The organism is Caballeronia pedi (assembly GCF_001544915.2).
GTDB classification, from domain to species: domain Bacteria; phylum Pseudomonadota; class Gammaproteobacteria; order Burkholderiales; family Burkholderiaceae; genus Caballeronia; species Caballeronia pedi.
Genome location: NZ_FCOE02000004.1, coordinates 409,740 through 426,906 on the forward strand (window position 1 = coordinate 409,740; position 17,167 = coordinate 426,906).

The following is a 17,167-nucleotide window of genomic DNA, read 5'->3' on the forward strand; positions in this document are numbered from 1 at the left end:
CACCTCATGCCGCTTTGGGTTTGCGCGCGCGCTTGTCCGTGCCCGCGGCGATCAGCGCGCGGCCCTGTTCCTCGTATGCGGCGAGTTCGGCGAGCGTGGTGTTCAGGTCTTCCAGCTGACGTTCGAGCACTTCGCGATGCGCGGCGATCGTATCGACGAAAGCCTGCAGTTGCGTGGCCGAGCCGGTCGGCGAATCATAGAGATCGAGCAGCGTGCGGATTTCCGACAGCGTGAAGCCGAGCCGCTTGCCGCGCAACGTGAGCTTCAGCCGCGTGCGGTCGCGCGGCGAATACACGCGCCGCAGACCGTTCGCGCCCGCGCGTTTGGGCGCAAGCAGGCCCTGATCCTCGTAGAAGCGGATCGCGCGCGGCGTGATGTCGAACTCGCGCGCCAGTTCGGTGATCGTGTAATGCGTCGGTTGAGTCATTGCCGGCCGGCAGCGCAAATGCGCGCGCAACGTTAGAATGGACGTTTACGTTATCGTCAACTTCGCCAAATTGCAACGCGGCGCAAACCCGGAGACAGGCACCGAATGAACGCACTCGAACACCAGCTCGATTATGTTTTCGCGGACGCGCTGCCCGAATCGGGCGGCGTCAGGGAAGTGGCGCCGGGCGTGTTCTGGCTGCGCATGCCGCTGCCGTTCGCGCTCGATCACATCAACCTCTGGCTGCTTGCCGACGAGATCGACGGCGTGAAGGGCTGGACCGTCGTCGATTGCGGCATTTCGAGCGACACGATCCGCGCGAACTGGGAGCGCGTGTTCGATAGCGTGCTCGACGGCCTGCCGGTGCTGCGCGTGATCGTCACGCATTGCCATCCGGACCATCTGGGCCTGGCCGACTGGATCTGCAAGGGCGGCGACCAGGCGCGCTGGAACGTGCGCCTGTGGATTTCACTCGGCGAATACGCGATGGGCCGCGTGATGGCCGCGGGCGACGGCTCGAACGCGGGCGGCGAGCGCGCGGCGGCGCATTTCGCGTCGCACGGACTGACCGACGAAGCGTCGCTCGATGCATTGCGCAAGCGCGACAGCTATTACCCGACGCTCGTGCCTTCGATGCCCGCCGAATACCGGCGCATCCGCGACGGCGACGTGATTCGCATCGGCGCGCGCGAGTGGGAAGTGGTGTCGGGCTACGGCCATTCGCCGGAACACAGCGCGCTCTTCTGCGCCGCCGACAAACTGCTCATCTCCGGCGACATGGTGTTGCCGCGCATCTCGACGAACGTGTCCGTGTTCGCTGTCGAGCCGGAGGGCAATCCGCTCGCGCTCTATCTCGAATCGCTCGGCCGTTACGAGTCGATGCCCGCCGATACGCTCGCGCTGCCGTCGCACGGCAAGCCGTTTCGCGGCGTGCAGACGCGCATCGGGCAATTGCGGGAACATCATCGCGCGCGGCTGGCGGAAGTGCGCGAGGCGTGCGCGCAGAAGCCCTGCAGCGCCGCCGATATCGTGCCGATCATGTTCAAGCGCAAACTCGACATTCATCAGATGACATTCGCGCTCGGCGAAGCGCTCGCGCATCTGAATCTGCTGTGGCTCGATGGCGCGTTGAAGCGTCAGACCGGCGACGATGGCGTGGTGCGTTTTGCGCCGGCCTGACTGCGTTCACTGCACCGATACGCCGCCGAAGTTCACGCGCCCGAACGGACTCACGCTGTAACCGCTGACGTTCGCGCGCGTGAGCGCCGCCGCCGTCGGATAGACGAGCGGAATCCACAGCGCCTGATCGTGGATGATCTTCTGTGCATCGACATACGACTTCGTGCGTTTCGCGACATCGGCGGTCGACTTGCCATCGGCGATGAGCTTGTCGAGTTGCGGGTCGCAGTAGCGCGCGAAGTTGATGCCCGATTTCACCGCGTTGCAACTGAACAGCGGCGACATGTAGTTGTCCGGGTCGCCGTTATCGCCGGCCCAGCCCATGAACAGCATGTCGTGCTGGCCCTGCTTCGCCTGCTTGATCAGCTCGCCCCATTCGATCACCTTCACCTGCGCCTTCACGCCGATCTTCGCGAGATCGGCCTGCAGCAGTTCAGCGCCCGCTTTCGGGTTCGGATTCAGCACGCTGCCGTTCGGACGCACCCAGATCGTCGTCTCGAAACCGTCGGGAAAGCCTGCGTCGGCGAGCAGCTTCTTCGCATCCGCCGATGAATACCTGTACGCCGCGATATTTTTGTCATAGCTCCACGTATTCGGCGGATACGGATTCACGGCGGCCGTCGCGGTGTTCTCGAACACGGTCTTCATATAGGTCGTGCGATCGAACGCCATGTTGATCGCCTGACGCACCTTCGGATTGTCGAGCGGCTTTTTCTGCGTGTTGAGCGCAACGAACGCCGTCATGAACGCGGGCGCCTCGCTGACCTTGAGCGACTTGTCCTTCTTCGCGTCGAGCACGTCCTGCGGCTTCGGCGACAGCGCGATCTGGCATTCGCCCGCCTTGATCTTCTGCGCGCGCACGGACGCGTCGGGCGTGATCGCGTAGATCAGGCGGTCGACCTTCGGTTTCGGGCCCCAGTAGGACGGATTGACGTCGTAGCGGATCACCGAGTCCTTCGTGTAGCTCTTCAGCACGAACGGACCGGTGCCGATCGGCTTGCTGTTCAGATCGACCTGCTGATTCGCCTTGAGCAGCTTGTCCGCATACTCCGATGAATAGATCGATGCGAAGCCCATCGTGAGGATCGGCACGAAGGTCGCGTTCGGCTCGTTGAGCTCGAATTTCACGGTCTGGTCATCGACCTTCGTGACGGCCTTGATGAGCTTCACGAGGCCCATCGACTGCGCGTGCGGAAAGCCGCTCGCGCCGGCGATCTTGTGCCACGGATTGCTGTCGGACAGCATGCGCTCGAACGTGAAGACGACGTCGTCGGCGTTGAGAGCGTGTGTCGGCTTGAAGTAATCGGTCGTCTGGAACTGCACGTTCGGTCGCAGATGGAACGTGTAGCTCAGTCCGTCGCTGCTCACGTCCCACTTGTCCGCGAGCGAGGGCGCGACTTTCTTCGCGGCTTCGTCGTAGGAGACGAGCGTATTGAAGATGACGTCCGCCGACGCGTTGGTCGTCACGAGCGAATTGAACTGCACGACGTCGAAGCCGTCCGGGCTCGATTCGGTGCAGACGGTGAGCGGCTTGGACATCGCGAGCATCGGCGCGGCGAGCATGGCGGCTGCGGCGAAAAGTTTCAGGCGCATGAGATCTCCCGTGACCTCGTGGTCACACTACGTTCATTGTTGTTTGCGAATGGCTGGGGCGCGAAGCAAGCGGCGCGCCCGGCGCGGCTAGATTAGCGAATGCCCGCGCCGCCGACAACGATTCGATCGGCATACACTTATTCATGACACTTTTGCGTCGCGTGCGCGCGGCTTGCCGAAACCGGCTGCATCAGGCTAAACTTGCGCCGTCTTTGGGGAGTAGCCTTCCTTCGCGTGCGAAGGAGAACGCGTCAACATCCTCGGCTCTGCTGCCGTGGCGCGTTCGACCGGAAGGGTTTGGCGAGACCATCGATGCGCTATGTCGTTCTTGGTCGGACGGCGCGTGGCGCATCGTGGTTCGCTCGACGTCCGGCCGTGGAATCATCGTGTCCCCACAACTACAACATCCCCGTCTTTCGCGCACGCTTGCGCGCCCGTCGCATTCATCGATGCGAGGTGCCGCATGACGATGCTCTTTGTCGAACTCGCGCTGATGCTCGTGATCATTCTGATCGCGTCGGAGCTGTTCACGAATGCGCTGGAACATCTCGGTGAGCGCCTCGGCATTTCCGAAGGCGTGACCGGGTCGCTGTTCGCGGCGGTCGGCACGGCTTTGCCGGAAACGACCGTGCCGATCATTGCGCTGCTCGGCGGCACGCCCAGCCGCGCGGTCAACGAAGAGATCGGCGTCGGCGCGATCCTCGGCGCGCCGCTGATGCTCGCGACGCTCTCCACTTGCCTGATGACGTTCGCGATTCTCAAGTCGCGTGGCCTCGGCGGTAGGATCATGCCGGAGCGCAGCGGATTCGTGCGCGATCTCAACTTCTTTTTGTTCGCTTTCCTGATTGCCTGCGCGGCGATGTTCGTGCCGCATCATGCGTGGCAGGTGCGCGCGTTGTTCGCGGCGGGGCTGGTCGCGCTGTATGTCGTGTATGTGATTTCGACGTTTCGGGCTTCGGCGAAGCTCGTCGAGGGCGGCCATGGGACGGAGGCGCCCGAAGCGTTGTTCGCGTCGCGTCTCGGATTGAAGACGACGCTCGGCGCGATCATGCTGCAGTTTCTCGTCGGCATCGTGCTGCTGGTCGGCGGCGCGAAGGGGTTCATTCACGGCGTCGAGGGCGTGTCGCATGCGCTCGGGATTTCGGCGCTGTTGCTGTCGCTCATCATCATTCCGATTGCGACCGAACTGCCGGAGAAGGTGAACAGCATTCTGTGGGCGCGCAGGGGGAAGGATACGCTGGCGTTCGGGAATATCACCGGGGCGATGGTGTTTCAGGGCACGCTGCTGCCGGCGATCGGCATCATGTTGACGCCTTGGGAGCCGCGGGTGGAGGTGCTGACGGGCGTGTTGATCACGCTTGCGGCGGCGGCGTGGCTGAGATTCAATGCGAAGCCGAATGGCGTCGTGCTCTGGGCGTTGCTCGGGAATGGCGTGTTGTATGCGGCTTATCTCGTGTTGACGCTGGGGCGGTGAGGGCGAGTGTTGAAGGCGCATCCGTGGAGGATGCGTTTTCGGGTTTTTCGCTTCGGGTCGTGCGGCTATGATCGGAGTTGCTCCGCGTGCACTGAGATAGACACGGGTAGCGGTTTACCCACCGCGCCCGATCGGCGGTTCCTCCACGTGTGCGGAGAAAGATCCGGCAGCATTGTCCCCACCGGCACCAGCGCTCCCGTTATCTCCACGTGCGCGGAGATCGAGCAGGGCGACGTGTATGGATTTGTATATATCGGTGTTCGCCGCGACTGCAAACTAGTTCCCATATGAATTTTCTTCCCGCTTACCGGGAAACGGTGTATTCTGAATTTTATGATCCAGTCATTCCTGAGCGTCGAGAGCCAAGCCCTGTTCGAGGGACGCGTCGTTCGCCGATTCGTGAACATCCGCGCCGTCGCCGAACGCAAGCTTTTGCTACTCGACAGCGCCGTGACGCTCGACTTTCTGCGCTCGCCCCCGGGTAATCGACTCGAGGCGCTGCGCGGTAATCGCGCCGGACAGCACAGCATCCGCATCAACGATCAATGGCGCGTTTGCTTTGTCTGGACTGACCAGGGACCGACGAACGTCGAAATCGTCGACTATCACTGAAAGCTGAATCCCGAAGTAAGGAGAAACTGAGATGGCCCGCTTCCCCAACGGCATGCGCCCGATCCATCCGGGCGAAGTCCTGCGCGAGGACTTTCTCGCGCCGCTTGACATGAGCGTGAACGCACTTGCGGGCGCGTTGCATGTGAGTCCGAACCGGATGAATGAGATCGTGCGCGAAGAGCGCGGCGTGACGCCTGATACTGCCCTACGGCTCGCGCGTTACTTCGGCGGCGACGCTCAGTCGTGGCTGAACATACAGCAGGCGTACGACTTGAAGATCGCCGAGCAGGAGAACGGCGCGCGTATTGCTCAGGAGATCGCACCGCGCGAGGCAGAGCATACGTAAGGGCCTAAGCCGCCCGCAGCGCACCAAAACAAAATGCCCGCCAAGGCGGGCATCGAAGAGCGAAGCAGCGCACCGCGAAAACCGGCGCGTTGTTCTTGTTGTTCTTATAGAGGTTATCGGCGCGAAAAAAGAAAACTTTAGAACCGCGCCGCCTGTTGATACCGGCTCGCAGCTTTCGCCCCATCCATCGAGCGCCGATACGTCGTCGAAAGCGCCACCTGTGCCGTCCCCGCGCGCGCGGCGACCGCCTCGATGCTCGCCTGAATCTTGCGGATGACCGCAAGCGCCTCCGCCGGCTGCCCGGCTTCGAGCGCCATCACCAGCGGCGCGCGCGCATCCGCCAGTTCAGCCGCACGCGCCCAGTCTTCCTTGCCGACCGCTTCCTCGATCGCTTCGGTCAACGCCCAGGCGTTCTGAATCAATTCATTCTGGTTCATGGTGGGTTCCAATACCTGCACGTTACTTCGAGTTCGTGGCCAGCGCGCCCGCGCTGTTGGTGCCGCCGAACAACGCGGTCAGATAGCTGCCCTGAGTCGCCATCGACGACATCAGCGTGTTCAGCGCCGTGAACTGCTGGTTATACGACGTCGTCAGTTGCTGCGTATAACTCGTGAGTTGCGTCTGCTGATCCGCGATGCTCTTCAGATCGTCATTGAGCGCGGTCGTGCGCGTGTCGATGATGCCGCCCGTCGCGAGAAACGATGTCAGGCTATTGTTGAGTTGCGCGGCCACGCCGTCGGTCGAATTGAACAGCGACGCAACCTTGTTCGAATTGTTCGTGAGTGCATCGGTGAGCGCGTCTTCATCGGTCTTGAGCGAGCCGTCGGGTTGCAGCGCGATGCCGATCGACGCGAGGTTGACCTGGCCCGTGCCCGTTCCGATCGCCTTGCTGATGGTGCTCGCGATCGTGTTCTTGATCGTGTTCATCATCGAGTCGCCGAGCAGCACGCCGCCCTGCGAGCCTGCCGCCTGCGTCGAATCGAACGAGGTCAGCGACGAAGCCGTGCTGATGAAGTTGTTATACGCAGTGACGAACGCCTCGATGGTCGTCTTCTGGCCGTCGATGTCCTGGCCGATCGTGAGCGTCTGCGTGGTGCCGACGGAATCCGCCGTGAGCGTCATGGAGACGCCCGTGACGGCTTCCTTCACGGTGTTGCTGGCGCTCGTGACCGGCGTGCCCGCGATGGTCAGATGCGAGTCCACACCCGCGCTCGACTGGGTCCAGCCATTCGTGGCGTCGATCGTCGTGTGCTCGGGAACGGTGATGGTCTTGGTCGAATCGCTCGGATCGGGATCGGTCGTCGTGGTCGACGACGTCACCGCCAGCTTGTTGATCGCCGAGCTGCTGTCATCCGCGTTGACGGAGATGTTGATTGCATTGGCGAGTCCCGTCGACGAGGAGCGCAGCACGAGGTGCGCGCCATCCGTGCCGTTGACGATGGTCGCCGTGACGCCGGGGTTGTCGGACGCCGAATTGATGGCGGACACGATGCCCGGCAGTGTGTTGTTGCTGCTGTCGAGCTTGATCGTGCTCGCCTTGCCGCCGACCGTCAGCGTGATCGAACCGGTGCCGAGATTGTCGGTCTTCGAAAACACGCCGGACGTGAGCGATTGCGCCGCCGCGATATTCGTCACCTTCACCGCGTAGCTGCCCGCGACCGCGGTGGTGTCGGCGCTGCCCGTAAGGCCCTTGCCGTCGGCGGTGGCGGTGAACGAACCGAGCATCTTGCCGTTGGCGAGGTTCGCGATCGAACTCTGCAGCAGCGAAAGCACGGACTTCAGTGTGCCGATCGCGGTGAGCTGGGTGTTGTCAGCGGTTTTCTTGCTGTTGAGCGCGTCGGTCTGGCCTGCGACCTTCGCGTTGACGATCGCGCTGACGAGCGAATTCACGTCCATCGTCGAATTCGTGGAACCGCTGATGATCGACTGTGCGGCCTGCTGTACGGCGCTCGTCGGATCGACAGTGGAACCCGTTGTCGTTGCTACGGTGGTCATGTGTACTCCGGTCGTTGCGTGTTCGCGATCGTTCGAATGGGACGGGAGTCGTCATCTCCCGGAAACGCGCACAGGGAGACGAGCTCCCCGGGCGCTGACTGCGATGTTTCTGTTGCGACTACTGTTACATCCGGCGCGCATCGTACTGAGAACGCGCGCCGCTTGCTGCGCTGCCGGCGATGCTTAGCCGAGGAGCTTCAGAACCTGCTGGGGCATCGAGTTCGCTTGAGCCAGCACCGAGATACCAGCTTGTTGCAGCACTTGAGCCTTCGACAGATTCGCGGTTTCCTGCGCGAAGTTCGCGTCGGTGACCTGCGATTGTGCCGAGGACAGGTTGGTCGCCTGTTGCGTCTGCGTTGCTGCAATCGACGTGAAGCGGTTTTGCGCGGCGCCCAGGTTAGCCTGGATGCTGTTCACCGAGTTCAGTGCGTTGTCGATCGCTTCGATCGCGCCGTTCGCGCCATCGGTCGTGCTGATGTCGATTGCGGAAACGAGCGGCGGCTTGTTGTTCGAGTTGAGCGAAGCCAGCTGCGTGGTTTGCGCGGCCGTGGCCGACGTCGGCGTCTTGAACGCGATCGAACCGGCGGTCGTGCCCGAAGCAGCCGTCACGGACAGTTCCGAAGCGGTTGCCACGCCGGACGTGATCGCCTGGTTGTTCTGGTCCGTGTACGTGAAGCCGCCCTTGCCGTCGGCAAGAACGTTGATCGTCGTGATCGCTGCCGCGCCGGTCGTTGCCGCACCGGTTGCGTCGAGGCTCAGGCCCGTGATCGAACCGATGGCCGTGCCCGACTGAGCGAAGCCGCCGCCGATCTTGGCCGACGACACGTTCTGGCTCAAATCGACCGAGATGGTCTGGCCGACGTTCGCGCCGACCTGGAAATTCACCACGCCTGCCGAACCGTCCAGCACGTTCGTGCCGTTGTAGGTCGTTTGCGACGCAATGCGGTTCACTTCAGCGATACGCTGTGCAACTTCCTTTTGCAGCGCGGTCTGGTCGCTCGGCGACAGCGAGCCGGTTGCCGATTGAACAGCCAGCTGGCGGATACGCTGGAGGTTGTCGGTGATCTGGCTCAGACCGCTCGATGCCGTTTGCGTCATCGACACGCCGTCGTTCGCATTCGACACGCCCTGGTTCAGGCCGTTGATCTGCGAGGTCATGCGCGAAGCGATTGCCTGGCCGGCTGCGTCGTCTGCTGCGCTGTTGATGCGCTTGCCCGACGAAAGGCGCGTAATGGCCGACGACAGTGCGCTTTGCGTGCCGTTCAGGTTTTGCTGGGCGACCAGCGAGTTGATATTGCTATTGATACCGATCATTTTCTTTCTCCAAGGGCCTGGCGCTTGTCTCTGAAACAACGCCGATTTTGGTCGAGGCGGCTAGTTGCTTGGCCGCTTGTTTAGGTTTTCGGCGGCGGTCGGACAAAACTTTAGGCGCGATTTCGAGGCAATCCGGAAATTTTTCAGACAAATGTTCCGCGCGGCCTCCGGAGCAGCCCGCCGGACGCGTAAAAAGCGCCCGGACGGCCGGCCGCGCGGGACGGCTCACACGAGATCGAATTCGCCCAGCATGGCTTTGACTTTGTCGGCCGGATTGAACATCAGCAGGTCGAGAATCGAAAGCCAGGGGACGAACGGCGCGCCGAACTGGCGGTATTCGAGCGGGCGGGGTTTCAAAAAGCGCAAATCGATTCCGCGTTCGGCAAAAACCGCCGCCGAATACAGCGCGGTTCCGCCGATCGCGTTGATATACGTCGTCGCGCCGAGTGCGCCGCATATCGCCAGCACTTTGTCCTGCGCGCGCAGCGAATGGTCGATCGGTAACGTCGATGAAACGACGATCCGCGTGTCGAGCGACAGCCGGCGGGCCGTCGCGCGAATCGAGTGATGCAGGAAATGAAAGAGATTGCGCTCTTCATGCTCGACGCATTCGCGCAGCAACTCGAAGCCCTGCGCGAAATGCGGCGCGCGCCGATACGCGCCCTGCATCTGATTGAGCAGTTTGAGCCGGTCGAACGAAGGCGCGATGACGCGCTCGACGACATCGAGCGAATCGGAATCGTTGACGAGCGGAATGCTGAAATACGCGTCGCCGCCGTTTTGCAGAAAGCGATTGCGATTGAACCAGCCTTTCTTCGTGTACTTGATGTTGTCATAAACGACGAACACGTCCACTGCCCCGATCAGCTGAAAGTAGCCGATATAGGGCAGAAAGTAAGGCTGCATGATCGCGACTTTCATTTGCCGCAGATAAGGTAAATGCTCGCGCACATCTGCGGATAGATCATGCCGAGGCTGTAAATGCCGTCGAGATATTTTTCGTCGATGATGCCCGCTTCGAGCGCGCGATCGAACTGGAAGTTGGCGAGCGCCTTGAACATCAGGCCGCCGCGCTGTTCGACCTTGAAACCCGCGGCGCGCACATCGGCTTCGAGCGTATCGAACGAATAGGTCCGGCGATGCCCGTGCGCCCATTCGCCCGGCGTCACCGCGTTGTTCGACGCGATCAGCCCCATTTGCACGGCGATCTGTCGCGAAGGCGCGTCGGCGTTCGGCACGAGCACGTAGAAGTGTCCGCCGGGCGCGAGCCAGTCGTGGATATTGCGCAGCACCGGACCGGTTTCTTCCAGATGCTCCAGCGTGTTGATCAGAAAGATCGAGTCATACTTGCGGTCCAGCTTCGCTTCTTCGAACGTCGCGTTGATGAAGCGCACGCGGTCCGGCGAATTGCGCTGCGCGATGGCGATGGCATCGGACGACGCTTCGATCACCGTGAGATCGTCGAAGTGCTGCGCGAGCAGCGTCGTCGAGCGGCCTTCGTGGCAGCCGAGTTCGAGTGCTGCGCCCGGCGCGAAATGCGGCGCGAAGCGCTTCATCATGTAGTCGCGCACGATCTCGTCGAAGTTGTAGTCGTATCGCTTGTCGGGCCGGGACTGGGCCTCGGCATTGTAGTCACGCATCGCTTGCCTTCTGTGTCTGGTCGGGTCTTGCCCGGTTAAGTTAGCCTTGATCGGGCAGATAGAGTCTTTCAGTGCGCGGCCGATACCATTCCGACAGGCTCACCGGCACGCGCGAATTGAAGCCGAGCACCTGACGCGTCAGCGGCGCGAGTTGCGCACCGCGCTCCTCGCCGATGAGCCGCGCGTAGTCCATCTGCGGCTTCACGAACGCGGGCCCGTAACTGAGCGTCAGTGCGACGCGATTGCGCGCCGTCGTATTGAGCGTGCCGCGATGCCACAAGTACGAATTGAAGAGCACGACTGAGCCGGCGCGGCCCGTCAGATACTCGGCGCCTGCGGCGAAGGTCGCGTCGTCGGGCTGTTCGTTCTGAACGTGCGAGCCGCTCAGCACTTGCGTCGCGCCGTTTTCGACCGTGAAGTCGTCGAGCATCACGAGCATGTTCATGCGCAGATTGAAGTTCGGAATGAACGTCGCGACATCGCGATGTACGCGATGCACATAGTTCTGTGCGTGCGGAAAGCCGCCCACGGGATTGCACGCGTGCAGGATATACGGCTTGCCCGCGAAGAAATGTTCGAGCCACGGATGAAACAGATGCATGCCGACATACTCGTCGATGCTGTCGTTCGCGCCGATGCTGTGGTGCGCGGTGCCGTCGCCATTCGCGTTGATGCCGCTCGCGACCTGGTAGCCCGTGCAGATATCGACCCATTTCAGGCAATCGCGACGCAGACGGTCGACGAGACCGGCGTCGAGCGCATCGGGGAAAACGATCCAGCCTTGCTTCGCGAGACCGTGATCGAACGTGCTCATGTCCATGGCTTAGTCCTTCGTGCTGGCGAGCGTCGCCATCATCAGCAGATCGACGTAGCGTCCGCATTTGAAAATCGCTTCGCGCTGCACGCCTTCGTGCCGAAAGCCGATGCGCTCGTAAAGACGGATGGCGCGCGCGTTGTCCGCCAGCACCGTCAACTGGACGCGGCGCAGATTGAGATCCGCGAACGCGTGTTGCAGCATGAGCCGCGTCGCCGCTTCGCCGATACCGCGACCACGCGCCGCCGCATCGCCGATCTGAATGCCGAACTCGCCTGAGCGGTTCACCCAGTGGATGTTCAGCAGATAGACGACGCCGACGCATTGGCCGGTTTCGCGCAGACAGATCGCGAGGCGCACGTTGTTCGCGCGGCTCGCGAGATACGCGTCGTACCAGCGCCGGTCGATGTCGCCGTTGACGTGCCGGAAGTTGCCGACGAGTGCGTCGACCACTTCGCGATCCGCGCGCCATGCGGTGATCGCGTGCAGATCGGCGGCTTCGATTTCGCGCAGGAAAATATCCATCTTCATGTTCAGCTTTGCGGCTTCGCGATCAGGCCGACGATGCGTTCCATGTCGTGATCTTCGAGCGCGGGATAAATCGGCAGACACAGCACGCGGCGCGCGGCATCCGCGGCAACCGGCAGATTCGCCGCGTGCGCCGACGGCAGGCCGCGATACATCGGAAACTCGGAAATCAGCGGATAGAAATAGCGGCGCGCGTAGATGTTGTGATCGCGCAGATGCTGGAACAGCGCATCGCGCCCGACGGGATATTCGTCGGTGACGAGAATCGGAAAGTACGAGTGATTCGCGACGTATTCGTCCGCGCTTTCGGGTTGCGCGAGGCAGCGCACGCCTTTCACGCCGGCGAGCATCGCGCGGTACTTCGCGTCGATCTGCCGGCGGCGTTCGAGCGCTTCATCGATATGCTTCAGTTGCAGCAAGCCGAACGCCGCGTTGATCTCGCTCATCTTGCCGTTGATGCCGGGCGCGACGACCGTCGTTTCATCGACGAAGCCGAAGTTCTTCAGATGATCGATACGCTGCTTCGTCTTCGCGTCCGGGCAGACGATCGCGCCGCCTTCGAAGGTGTTGAACACCTTGGTCGCGTGAAAGCTCAGCACGGAAAGATCGCCGTGGCTGAGCACGCTGCCTCCGCGCGTCTTCACGCCGAACGCATGCGCCGCGTCGTAGATCACTTTCAGGTTGTAGTTGTCGGCGATTTTCTGGATCGCTTCGACATCGCACGGGCGGCCATAGCAGTGCACCGGCATGATCGCCGTGGTTTGCGGCGTGATGGCCGCTTCGATCTTCGCGGGATCGAGATTGAGCGTGTCCGGATCGACATCGACGAACACCGGCTTGATGCCGTTCCACAGCAGCGAATGCGCGGTCGCGACGAACGAATACGGCGTCGTGATGACTTCGCCCGTCACGCGATGCGCCTGCAACGCGGTCACGAGCGCCAGCGTGCCGTTGGCGAACAGCGCGAGATGCTCGACGCCGAGATAGTCGCACAACGCCTTTTCGAGTTGCTGATGGAACGGGCCGCCGTTGGTCAGCACCTTGCTGTTCCAGATCTTTTCCAGATAGGGCAGGAATTCCGCGAGCGGCGCGAGATGTGGCTGCGTGACGAAAATGCGTTCGTCGACGACCGGCTCGATGAGGCGAACGGGAAGGCTGCTCATGATTTTTCCTGGTTGTTGCGTGCGGTTGCGCCGGGCGTTTGCACATCCAGCGCGGCAGGCGCCACGCCCGCGCACCAGCGGCGCCACATTTCGCGCAAGGAAGCGGAAAGGCCTGCCGCGATCACGGCCGGTTGAAACATCGGCGAGTCGGCGCAGCGGCTGCGCATGCTCGCGCGCAGTTCGGCCAGCCCCGTGAGATCGTTCGCCCACGCCACGCCCTTCGCGACGAAGTCGGCGTGGTCTTTCGCGACGAAGTCGCCGAAGCCGGCCAGGGACAGCGCGGCGGTACTGCCACGGCTTGCCATCCGGTGGCCGGGCAGGGTGATCGTCGGCACGCCCATCCACATGGCGTGAAGCGTGGTCGTGCCGCCCGAATACGGGAAGGTGTCGAGGCAGATATCGACGTGATGATGCTGCTGCAAGTACACGGGCATGCCCGAGCGCGAACGGAAATCGAGCCGTTCACGCGCGATGCCTTCCTTCGCGAACCATTCGATGAGCGTCTCGCAACCCGCATCCGGCGGCATCGCACCGAGCAGCATGCGCGAGCCGGGCAGTGCGCGAAGCAGTTCGGACCACAGCGCGATCGCGCCCGGCTGCAGCTTGTTGATGCGGTTGAAACTGCCAAACGTGAGATACCCATTGTGCAGCGCGGGCAATCCGTTGACGGGCGGCGCGAACCGTGCCGGTTGAAACGGCGCGTTGGCCGGCAGGTGCACGATCTTCTCGACGTACTGACCTTGCGCGTGATGCGCGGGAACGTGGAAGGAATCGGCGAAGTAATAGTCCATCGCCGTCAGACCGGTCGTGCCGGGGTATCCCATCCAGCTCGCCTGAATCGGCGCGGGTTTGCGCGCGAACATGAGGAGCCGGTTGCGTGACGTATGCCCCGAAAGATCGATCAGCACGTCGATGCCATCGGTGCGAATTTTTTCGGCCAGTTGCGCGTCGTTCAGTCCGTTCACCGCGTTCCAGCGCGCCGCGTTCTGACGCAGGCGGGCCGTGACGTCGTCGTTGACCGAGTGGTTGTAGTAGACGTGAATCTCGATGCCGCTGTCGTGCATGAGATGCTCGAAGATCGGCTCGATGAACGTGGAGATCGCGTGATGAAACAGATCGCCGGACACGAAGCCGACTTTCAGCTGCCGCTGCGGATTGCGCGGGTTGCGATGCGGTTTCCACTGCGCGCGCAACGGCCCCTCGCATTGCTCGCCGAATGAGACGTGCTGCGCGAAGAGCGCGTCGGCATCGACGTTCTCGTCGTGACTCATGCAAAAGAGGATGTTTTCGTGCGCGATGCCGTAATCCGGCTGGATCTCGAGCGCGCGGCGCAGTTCGATCTGCGCTTCCGCGAGGCGGCCCTGGTCGAGCAGCATCACGCCGAGCGTGCTGTACGCCACCACCGAGCCGGTGAGTTCCACGGTCTTGCGCAAACACGTTTCGGCTTCCTGGTGACGGCCCTTCGACTGCAACGTCATGCCGAGAATGCGAAACGCTTCGGCGTGTTCGGGCGCCTGCGCGATGACTTCGCGGCACGCGGCTTCTGCATCGGCGAAACGGTTGTGCAGGCGCAGGCAGTCGGCGAGCACCTTGCGCGATTCCGTATCCGTCGGCTCGAGTTCCACGGTGCGCGAGAACGGTTCGATCGCCTCGAACGTGCGGCCGAGGCTATGCAGCGAGCTGCCCATCGCGCGCCAGCCGAGCGCGAACTTCGGAAAGCGCTCGGTCATCTGACGAGCGATGTCGAGGGCTTCGGCGGCGCGGCCCTGATGATAGAGCGTCGTCACGCGGTTGATCTGCTGTTGCGGCGGCGCGGCCATGCGCATGACCGGCGCGTCGTTTTTCTCCGGCGCGCTGGCGGCTTTCGAGGCTGGCGCGGACGTTGGCGTTGGCGCTGGCGCGGCGAGCGGAGCGGGCGCGGGCGCCTTTTCGGACAACACGAGTTGCTGGATCAGATGATCGACCGTCGGTCCTTTCATCCCGCGCTGTTGTGCGATTTCGAGCGCGACCCACGCCGCCGATGTCTGGCCGCTCACCGTCAGCGCATTGATATAGCTGGCCCAATAGTGGCCCTGATCCGGATTCGCGCCGACAGCGGCTTCGAAATGCGCGACCGCGCGCTCGAAATCACGCTGTTGCAACGCGAGCGCGCCGAGATTGTGGTTGGCATCGGCATGAGCGGGGTCGGCATCGAGAACGATGCGATAGAGCGCCTGCGCCTCTTCCACTTCGTTTTTCTGGTGATGCTCGATCGCCGCGCCGAGCACTTGCGCCAGCGCCTGCTCGAATTCTGGGTCGATGGTGGAAGCGGGGGCGCCGCGAAGCTCGATCGAAACGGTCATGGTGTGCGGATTGCGCCTGATGATTGTTCGAGAGGAATTATCAGGCGGCGCCTCGCGATCGAAATCGAGGAACTGCGCGGGAAAACCGGCTCTGTTCGGATGATCCGCCGGGGGCGCCGGCGGCGGCGGCCGGCATTCCCGCGTATCCTTTTTGGTTCGTTCTTTTCACGCATCCGGAGCACACATGCAGACACGCAGCATCGGCACCTCGGAACTGAAAGTCGCGCCGCTCGTCTTCGGCGGCAACGTGTTCGGCTGGACCGCCGACGAGCGCACGTCGTTCTCGATCCTGGACGCGTTCGTCGATCACGGCCTGAATTTCATCGATACCGCGGACGTCTATTCCGCCTGGGTCGACGGGCATCAGGGCGGTGAATCGGAGACGATCATCGGCAAGTGGATCAAGGAAAGCGGCAAGCGCCACAAGGTCGTGCTCGCGACCAAAGTGGGAAAATTGAGCACGCGCGCGGGACTGAGCGCGGCGAACATCGCGGTGGCCGTCGACGATTCGCTGCGACGCCTGAAGACCGATTACATCGACGTCTACTTTTCCCATTACGACGACGAGAACACGTCGCTCGACGAAACGCTCGACGCGTATCAGAAGCTGATCAAGGCAGGGAAGGTGAGGGTGATCGGCGCGTCGAACTACACGGGCGAGCGGCTCGGCGCGGCGCTGAGCATCGCGAAGGATTCGGGCTTGCCGGCGTATCAGATCCTTCAGCCGGAATACAACCTTTACGACCGCGAAGGCTACGAGACGGATCTGGAGCCCGTGGCGGAACAGCACGAGGTCGCGGTGGTGCCGTACTACGCGCTGGCGAGCGGCTTTCTGTCCGGCAAGTACCGTTCGAAGGAAGACACGCAGCACAAGGCGCGCGGTTCGCGCGTCGAAAAGTATCTGAACCCGCGCGGCCTGAAGATTCTCGACGCGCTCGACGAAGTCGCGAAACGCAACGACACGAAGCCCGCGACGGTCGCGCTCGCGTGGATGATCGCGCGCCCGAGCGTGACGGCGCCGATCGCGAGCGCCACTTCCGTCGCGCAACTCGAAAGCCTCGCCGCCGCGACGCGCCTCACGCTTTCCACCGAAGATATCCAGCTTCTCGACGAAGCCAGCGCGTGGCAGAAATAAATCTGTTGCATCAATGAGTTGAGCGGCGCAGGGGAGTTGGCAGTGGCGCGGTGTTCTGGTAACATCGCGCCCGAATCGAGAAATGTGCCCGATTTCCTGCCTTCGCTGCTGAAAATGACAAAGTCAATAAACAGCGGCGAACGGCTCCGAAATGCGCCTTCGTGTGGTTCTTTCGAAAGCGCACGCCGCTTCCGCGGCTGAATCTCAACGCTCTCTTTTCCGGCCTCCGTGGCCGCTTTGCTCGTGTCCGCCGCGCCATCCGGCATTCGGCGGACGATCGGAGTGCCGGGGCGCGGCAGCTCGTATCGTCGCGCGCTTGAAAATACGTTTAGCAAACCAGGATTTACATGACCACTATCGTCCTCAAAGAAAACGAGCCGTTCGATGTCGCGATTCGGCGTTTCCGCCGCACCATCGAGCGCAATGGCCTGATCGCCGAACTGCGCGAGCGCCAGTCGTACGAAAAGCCGACCACCGAACGCAAGCGCAAGAAGGCAGCCGCCGTCGCGCGTCTGCGTAAGCGCCTGCGCAGCCAGATGCTGCCGAAGAAGATGCACTAAGCGTCTTTTTCCTGCATGGCAGAACGGCGGTGCGACCTATCAGGG

The 17,167-nt window shown here is 62.4% G+C and carries 17 protein-coding genes and 1 riboswitch; of the genes, 6 read left to right on the top strand and 11 right to left on the bottom strand.

Going from position 1 to position 17,167, the window contains the following annotated elements:
- Positions 1-4: 4 nt before the first annotated feature.
- The gene (locus tag AWB80_RS09070; protein ID WP_061174285.1) at positions 5-427 is read right to left on the bottom strand and encodes a MerR family transcriptional regulator; all 423 of its coding nucleotides are present in this window, start codon (positions 425-427) and stop codon (positions 5-7) included.
- A 105-nt stretch (positions 428-532) separates the two neighbouring features.
- Here AWB80_RS09070 and AWB80_RS09075 point away from each other — a divergent pair, with 105 nt between their 5' ends.
- A complete protein-coding gene (locus tag AWB80_RS09075) occupies positions 533-1,606 on the top strand; it encodes an MBL fold metallo-hydrolase (protein ID WP_061174286.1) in 1,074 nt (357 codons plus the stop codon).
- 6 nt (positions 1,607-1,612) lie between these two features.
- Here AWB80_RS09075 and AWB80_RS09080 read toward each other — a convergent pair whose 3' ends face one another.
- Entirely contained in the window at positions 1,613-3,199 is a 1,587-nt protein-coding gene (locus AWB80_RS09080) for an ABC transporter substrate-binding protein (protein WP_061174287.1), read from the bottom strand.
- Between the two features lie 195 nt (positions 3,200-3,394).
- Positions 3,395-3,574: riboswitch (yybP-ykoY riboswitch) on the top strand.
- Between the two features lie 88 nt (positions 3,575-3,662).
- Between AWB80_RS09080 and AWB80_RS09085 the strand changes: the two genes are divergently transcribed.
- The 3 genes from AWB80_RS09085 to AWB80_RS09095 all read left to right on the top strand — a co-directional run bounded on the left by AWB80_RS09085 (position 3,663) and on the right by AWB80_RS09095 (position 5,631).
- On the top strand, positions 3,663-4,673 hold the full coding sequence (locus AWB80_RS09085; protein ID WP_061174288.1) for a sodium:calcium antiporter: 1,011 nt from the start codon (positions 3,663-3,665) through the stop codon (positions 4,671-4,673).
- Positions 4,674-5,006: 333 nt separating this feature from the next.
- On the top strand, positions 5,007-5,285 hold the full coding sequence (locus AWB80_RS09090) for a type II toxin-antitoxin system RelE/ParE family toxin (RefSeq protein ID WP_061174289.1): 279 nt from the start codon (positions 5,007-5,009) through the stop codon (positions 5,283-5,285).
- A 31-nt stretch (positions 5,286-5,316) separates the two neighbouring features.
- Positions 5,317-5,631 carry a HigA family addiction module antitoxin gene (locus AWB80_RS09095; protein WP_061174290.1) on the top strand — a complete coding sequence of 105 codons (315 nt, stop codon included), beginning with the start codon at positions 5,317-5,319 and terminating at the stop codon, positions 5,629-5,631.
- Positions 5,632-5,768: 137 nt separating this feature from the next.
- Here the strand turns inward: AWB80_RS09095 and fliT are convergent, their stop codons facing one another.
- The 9 genes from fliT to AWB80_RS09140 all read right to left on the bottom strand — a co-directional run bounded on the left by fliT (position 5,769) and on the right by AWB80_RS09140 (position 15,427).
- Complete coding sequence (gene fliT, locus AWB80_RS09100) at positions 5,769-6,068, bottom strand: flagellar protein FliT (protein ID WP_061174291.1); 300 nt, start codon at positions 6,066-6,068, stop codon at positions 5,769-5,771.
- 22 nt (positions 6,069-6,090) lie between these two features.
- The gene (fliD, locus tag AWB80_RS09105; RefSeq protein ID WP_061174292.1) at positions 6,091-7,626 is read right to left on the bottom strand and encodes a flagellar filament capping protein FliD; all 1,536 of its coding nucleotides are present in this window, start codon (positions 7,624-7,626) and stop codon (positions 6,091-6,093) included.
- Positions 7,627-7,809: 183 nt separating this feature from the next.
- Positions 7,810-8,940, bottom strand: coding sequence for a flagellin (locus AWB80_RS09110; RefSeq protein ID WP_061174293.1), 1,131 nt, complete (start codon positions 8,938-8,940; stop codon positions 7,810-7,812).
- 225 nt (positions 8,941-9,165) lie between these two features.
- Entirely contained in the window at positions 9,166-9,846 is a 681-nt protein-coding gene (locus tag AWB80_RS09115) for a WbqC family protein (protein WP_244206447.1), read from the bottom strand.
- An 11-nt stretch (positions 9,847-9,857) separates the two neighbouring features.
- Positions 9,858-10,580 (bottom strand): class I SAM-dependent methyltransferase, encoded by a 723-nt coding sequence (locus tag AWB80_RS09120; RefSeq protein ID WP_061174295.1) that lies wholly within the window; start codon positions 10,578-10,580, stop codon positions 9,858-9,860.
- Positions 10,581-10,620: 40 nt separating this feature from the next.
- Complete coding sequence (locus AWB80_RS09125; RefSeq protein ID WP_061174296.1) at positions 10,621-11,400, bottom strand: phytanoyl-CoA dioxygenase family protein; 780 nt, start codon at positions 11,398-11,400, stop codon at positions 10,621-10,623.
- Positions 11,401-11,403: 3 nt separating this feature from the next.
- A complete protein-coding gene (locus tag AWB80_RS09130; protein WP_061174297.1) occupies positions 11,404-11,925 on the bottom strand; it encodes a GNAT family N-acetyltransferase in 522 nt (173 codons plus the stop codon).
- A gap of 2 nt (positions 11,926-11,927) precedes the next feature.
- Positions 11,928-13,085 (bottom strand): dTDP-4-amino-4,6-dideoxy-D-glucose aminotransferase VioA, encoded by a 1,158-nt coding sequence (gene vioA / locus AWB80_RS09135; protein WP_061174298.1) that lies wholly within the window; start codon positions 13,083-13,085, stop codon positions 11,928-11,930.
- Positions 13,082-15,427 carry a tetratricopeptide repeat protein gene (locus tag AWB80_RS09140; protein ID WP_061174299.1) on the bottom strand — a complete coding sequence of 782 codons (2,346 nt, stop codon included), beginning with the start codon at positions 15,425-15,427 and terminating at the stop codon, positions 13,082-13,084. The genes vioA and AWB80_RS09140 overlap by 4 nt, the downstream gene beginning before the upstream one ends.
- Before the next feature lie 184 nt (positions 15,428-15,611).
- On the opposite strand from AWB80_RS09140, the gene AWB80_RS09145 reads away from it, so the two are divergent.
- Both AWB80_RS09145 and rpsU read left to right on the top strand, forming a co-directional pair.
- Positions 15,612-16,562: an aldo/keto reductase gene (locus tag AWB80_RS09145; protein ID WP_061174300.1), complete on the top strand. Its 951-nt coding sequence runs from the start codon at positions 15,612-15,614 to the stop codon at positions 16,560-16,562.
- 347 nt (positions 16,563-16,909) lie between these two features.
- Complete coding sequence (gene rpsU, locus AWB80_RS09150; RefSeq protein WP_008351904.1) at positions 16,910-17,122, top strand: 30S ribosomal protein S21; 213 nt, start codon at positions 16,910-16,912, stop codon at positions 17,120-17,122.
- Positions 17,123-17,167: the final 45 nt, after the last annotated feature.

Bases quoted from the DNA above. Each gene is read 5' to 3' on its own strand.
- AWB80_RS09070 (WP_061174285.1), bottom strand. From the start codon at position 427: ATGACTCAACCGACGCATTACACGATCACCGAACTGGCGCGCGAGTTC.
- AWB80_RS09075 (WP_061174286.1), top strand. From the start codon at position 533: ATGAACGCACTCGAACACCAGCTCGATTATGTTTTCGCGGACGCGCTG.
- AWB80_RS09080 (WP_061174287.1), bottom strand. From the start codon at position 3,199: ATGCGCCTGAAACTTTTCGCCGCAGCCGCCATGCTCGCCGCGCCGATG.
- AWB80_RS09085 (WP_061174288.1), top strand. From the start codon at position 3,663: ATGACGATGCTCTTTGTCGAACTCGCGCTGATGCTCGTGATCATTCTG.
- AWB80_RS09090 (WP_061174289.1), top strand. From the start codon at position 5,007: ATGATCCAGTCATTCCTGAGCGTCGAGAGCCAAGCCCTGTTCGAGGGA.
- AWB80_RS09095 (WP_061174290.1), top strand. From the start codon at position 5,317: ATGGCCCGCTTCCCCAACGGCATGCGCCCGATCCATCCGGGCGAAGTC.
- fliT (WP_061174291.1), bottom strand. From the start codon at position 6,068: ATGAACCAGAATGAATTGATTCAGAACGCCTGGGCGTTGACCGAAGCG.
- fliD (WP_061174292.1), bottom strand. From the start codon at position 7,626: ATGACCACCGTAGCAACGACAACGGGTTCCACTGTCGATCCGACGAGC.
- AWB80_RS09110 (WP_061174293.1), bottom strand. From the start codon at position 8,940: ATGATCGGTATCAATAGCAATATCAACTCGCTGGTCGCCCAGCAAAAC.
- AWB80_RS09115 (WP_244206447.1), bottom strand. From the start codon at position 9,846: ATGCAGCCTTACTTTCTGCCCTATATCGGCTACTTTCAGCTGATCGGG.
- AWB80_RS09120 (WP_061174295.1), bottom strand. From the start codon at position 10,580: ATGCGTGACTACAATGCCGAGGCCCAGTCCCGGCCCGACAAGCGATAC.
- AWB80_RS09125 (WP_061174296.1), bottom strand. From the start codon at position 11,400: ATGGACATGAGCACGTTCGATCACGGTCTCGCGAAGCAAGGCTGGATC.
- AWB80_RS09130 (WP_061174297.1), bottom strand. From the start codon at position 11,925: ATGAAGATGGATATTTTCCTGCGCGAAATCGAAGCCGCCGATCTGCAC.
- vioA (WP_061174298.1), bottom strand. From the start codon at position 13,085: ATGAGCAGCCTTCCCGTTCGCCTCATCGAGCCGGTCGTCGACGAACGC.
- AWB80_RS09140 (WP_061174299.1), bottom strand. From the start codon at position 15,427: ATGACCGTTTCGATCGAGCTTCGCGGCGCCCCCGCTTCCACCATCGAC.
- AWB80_RS09145 (WP_061174300.1), top strand. From the start codon at position 15,612: ATGCAGACACGCAGCATCGGCACCTCGGAACTGAAAGTCGCGCCGCTC.
- rpsU (WP_008351904.1), top strand. From the start codon at position 16,910: ATGACCACTATCGTCCTCAAAGAAAACGAGCCGTTCGATGTCGCGATT.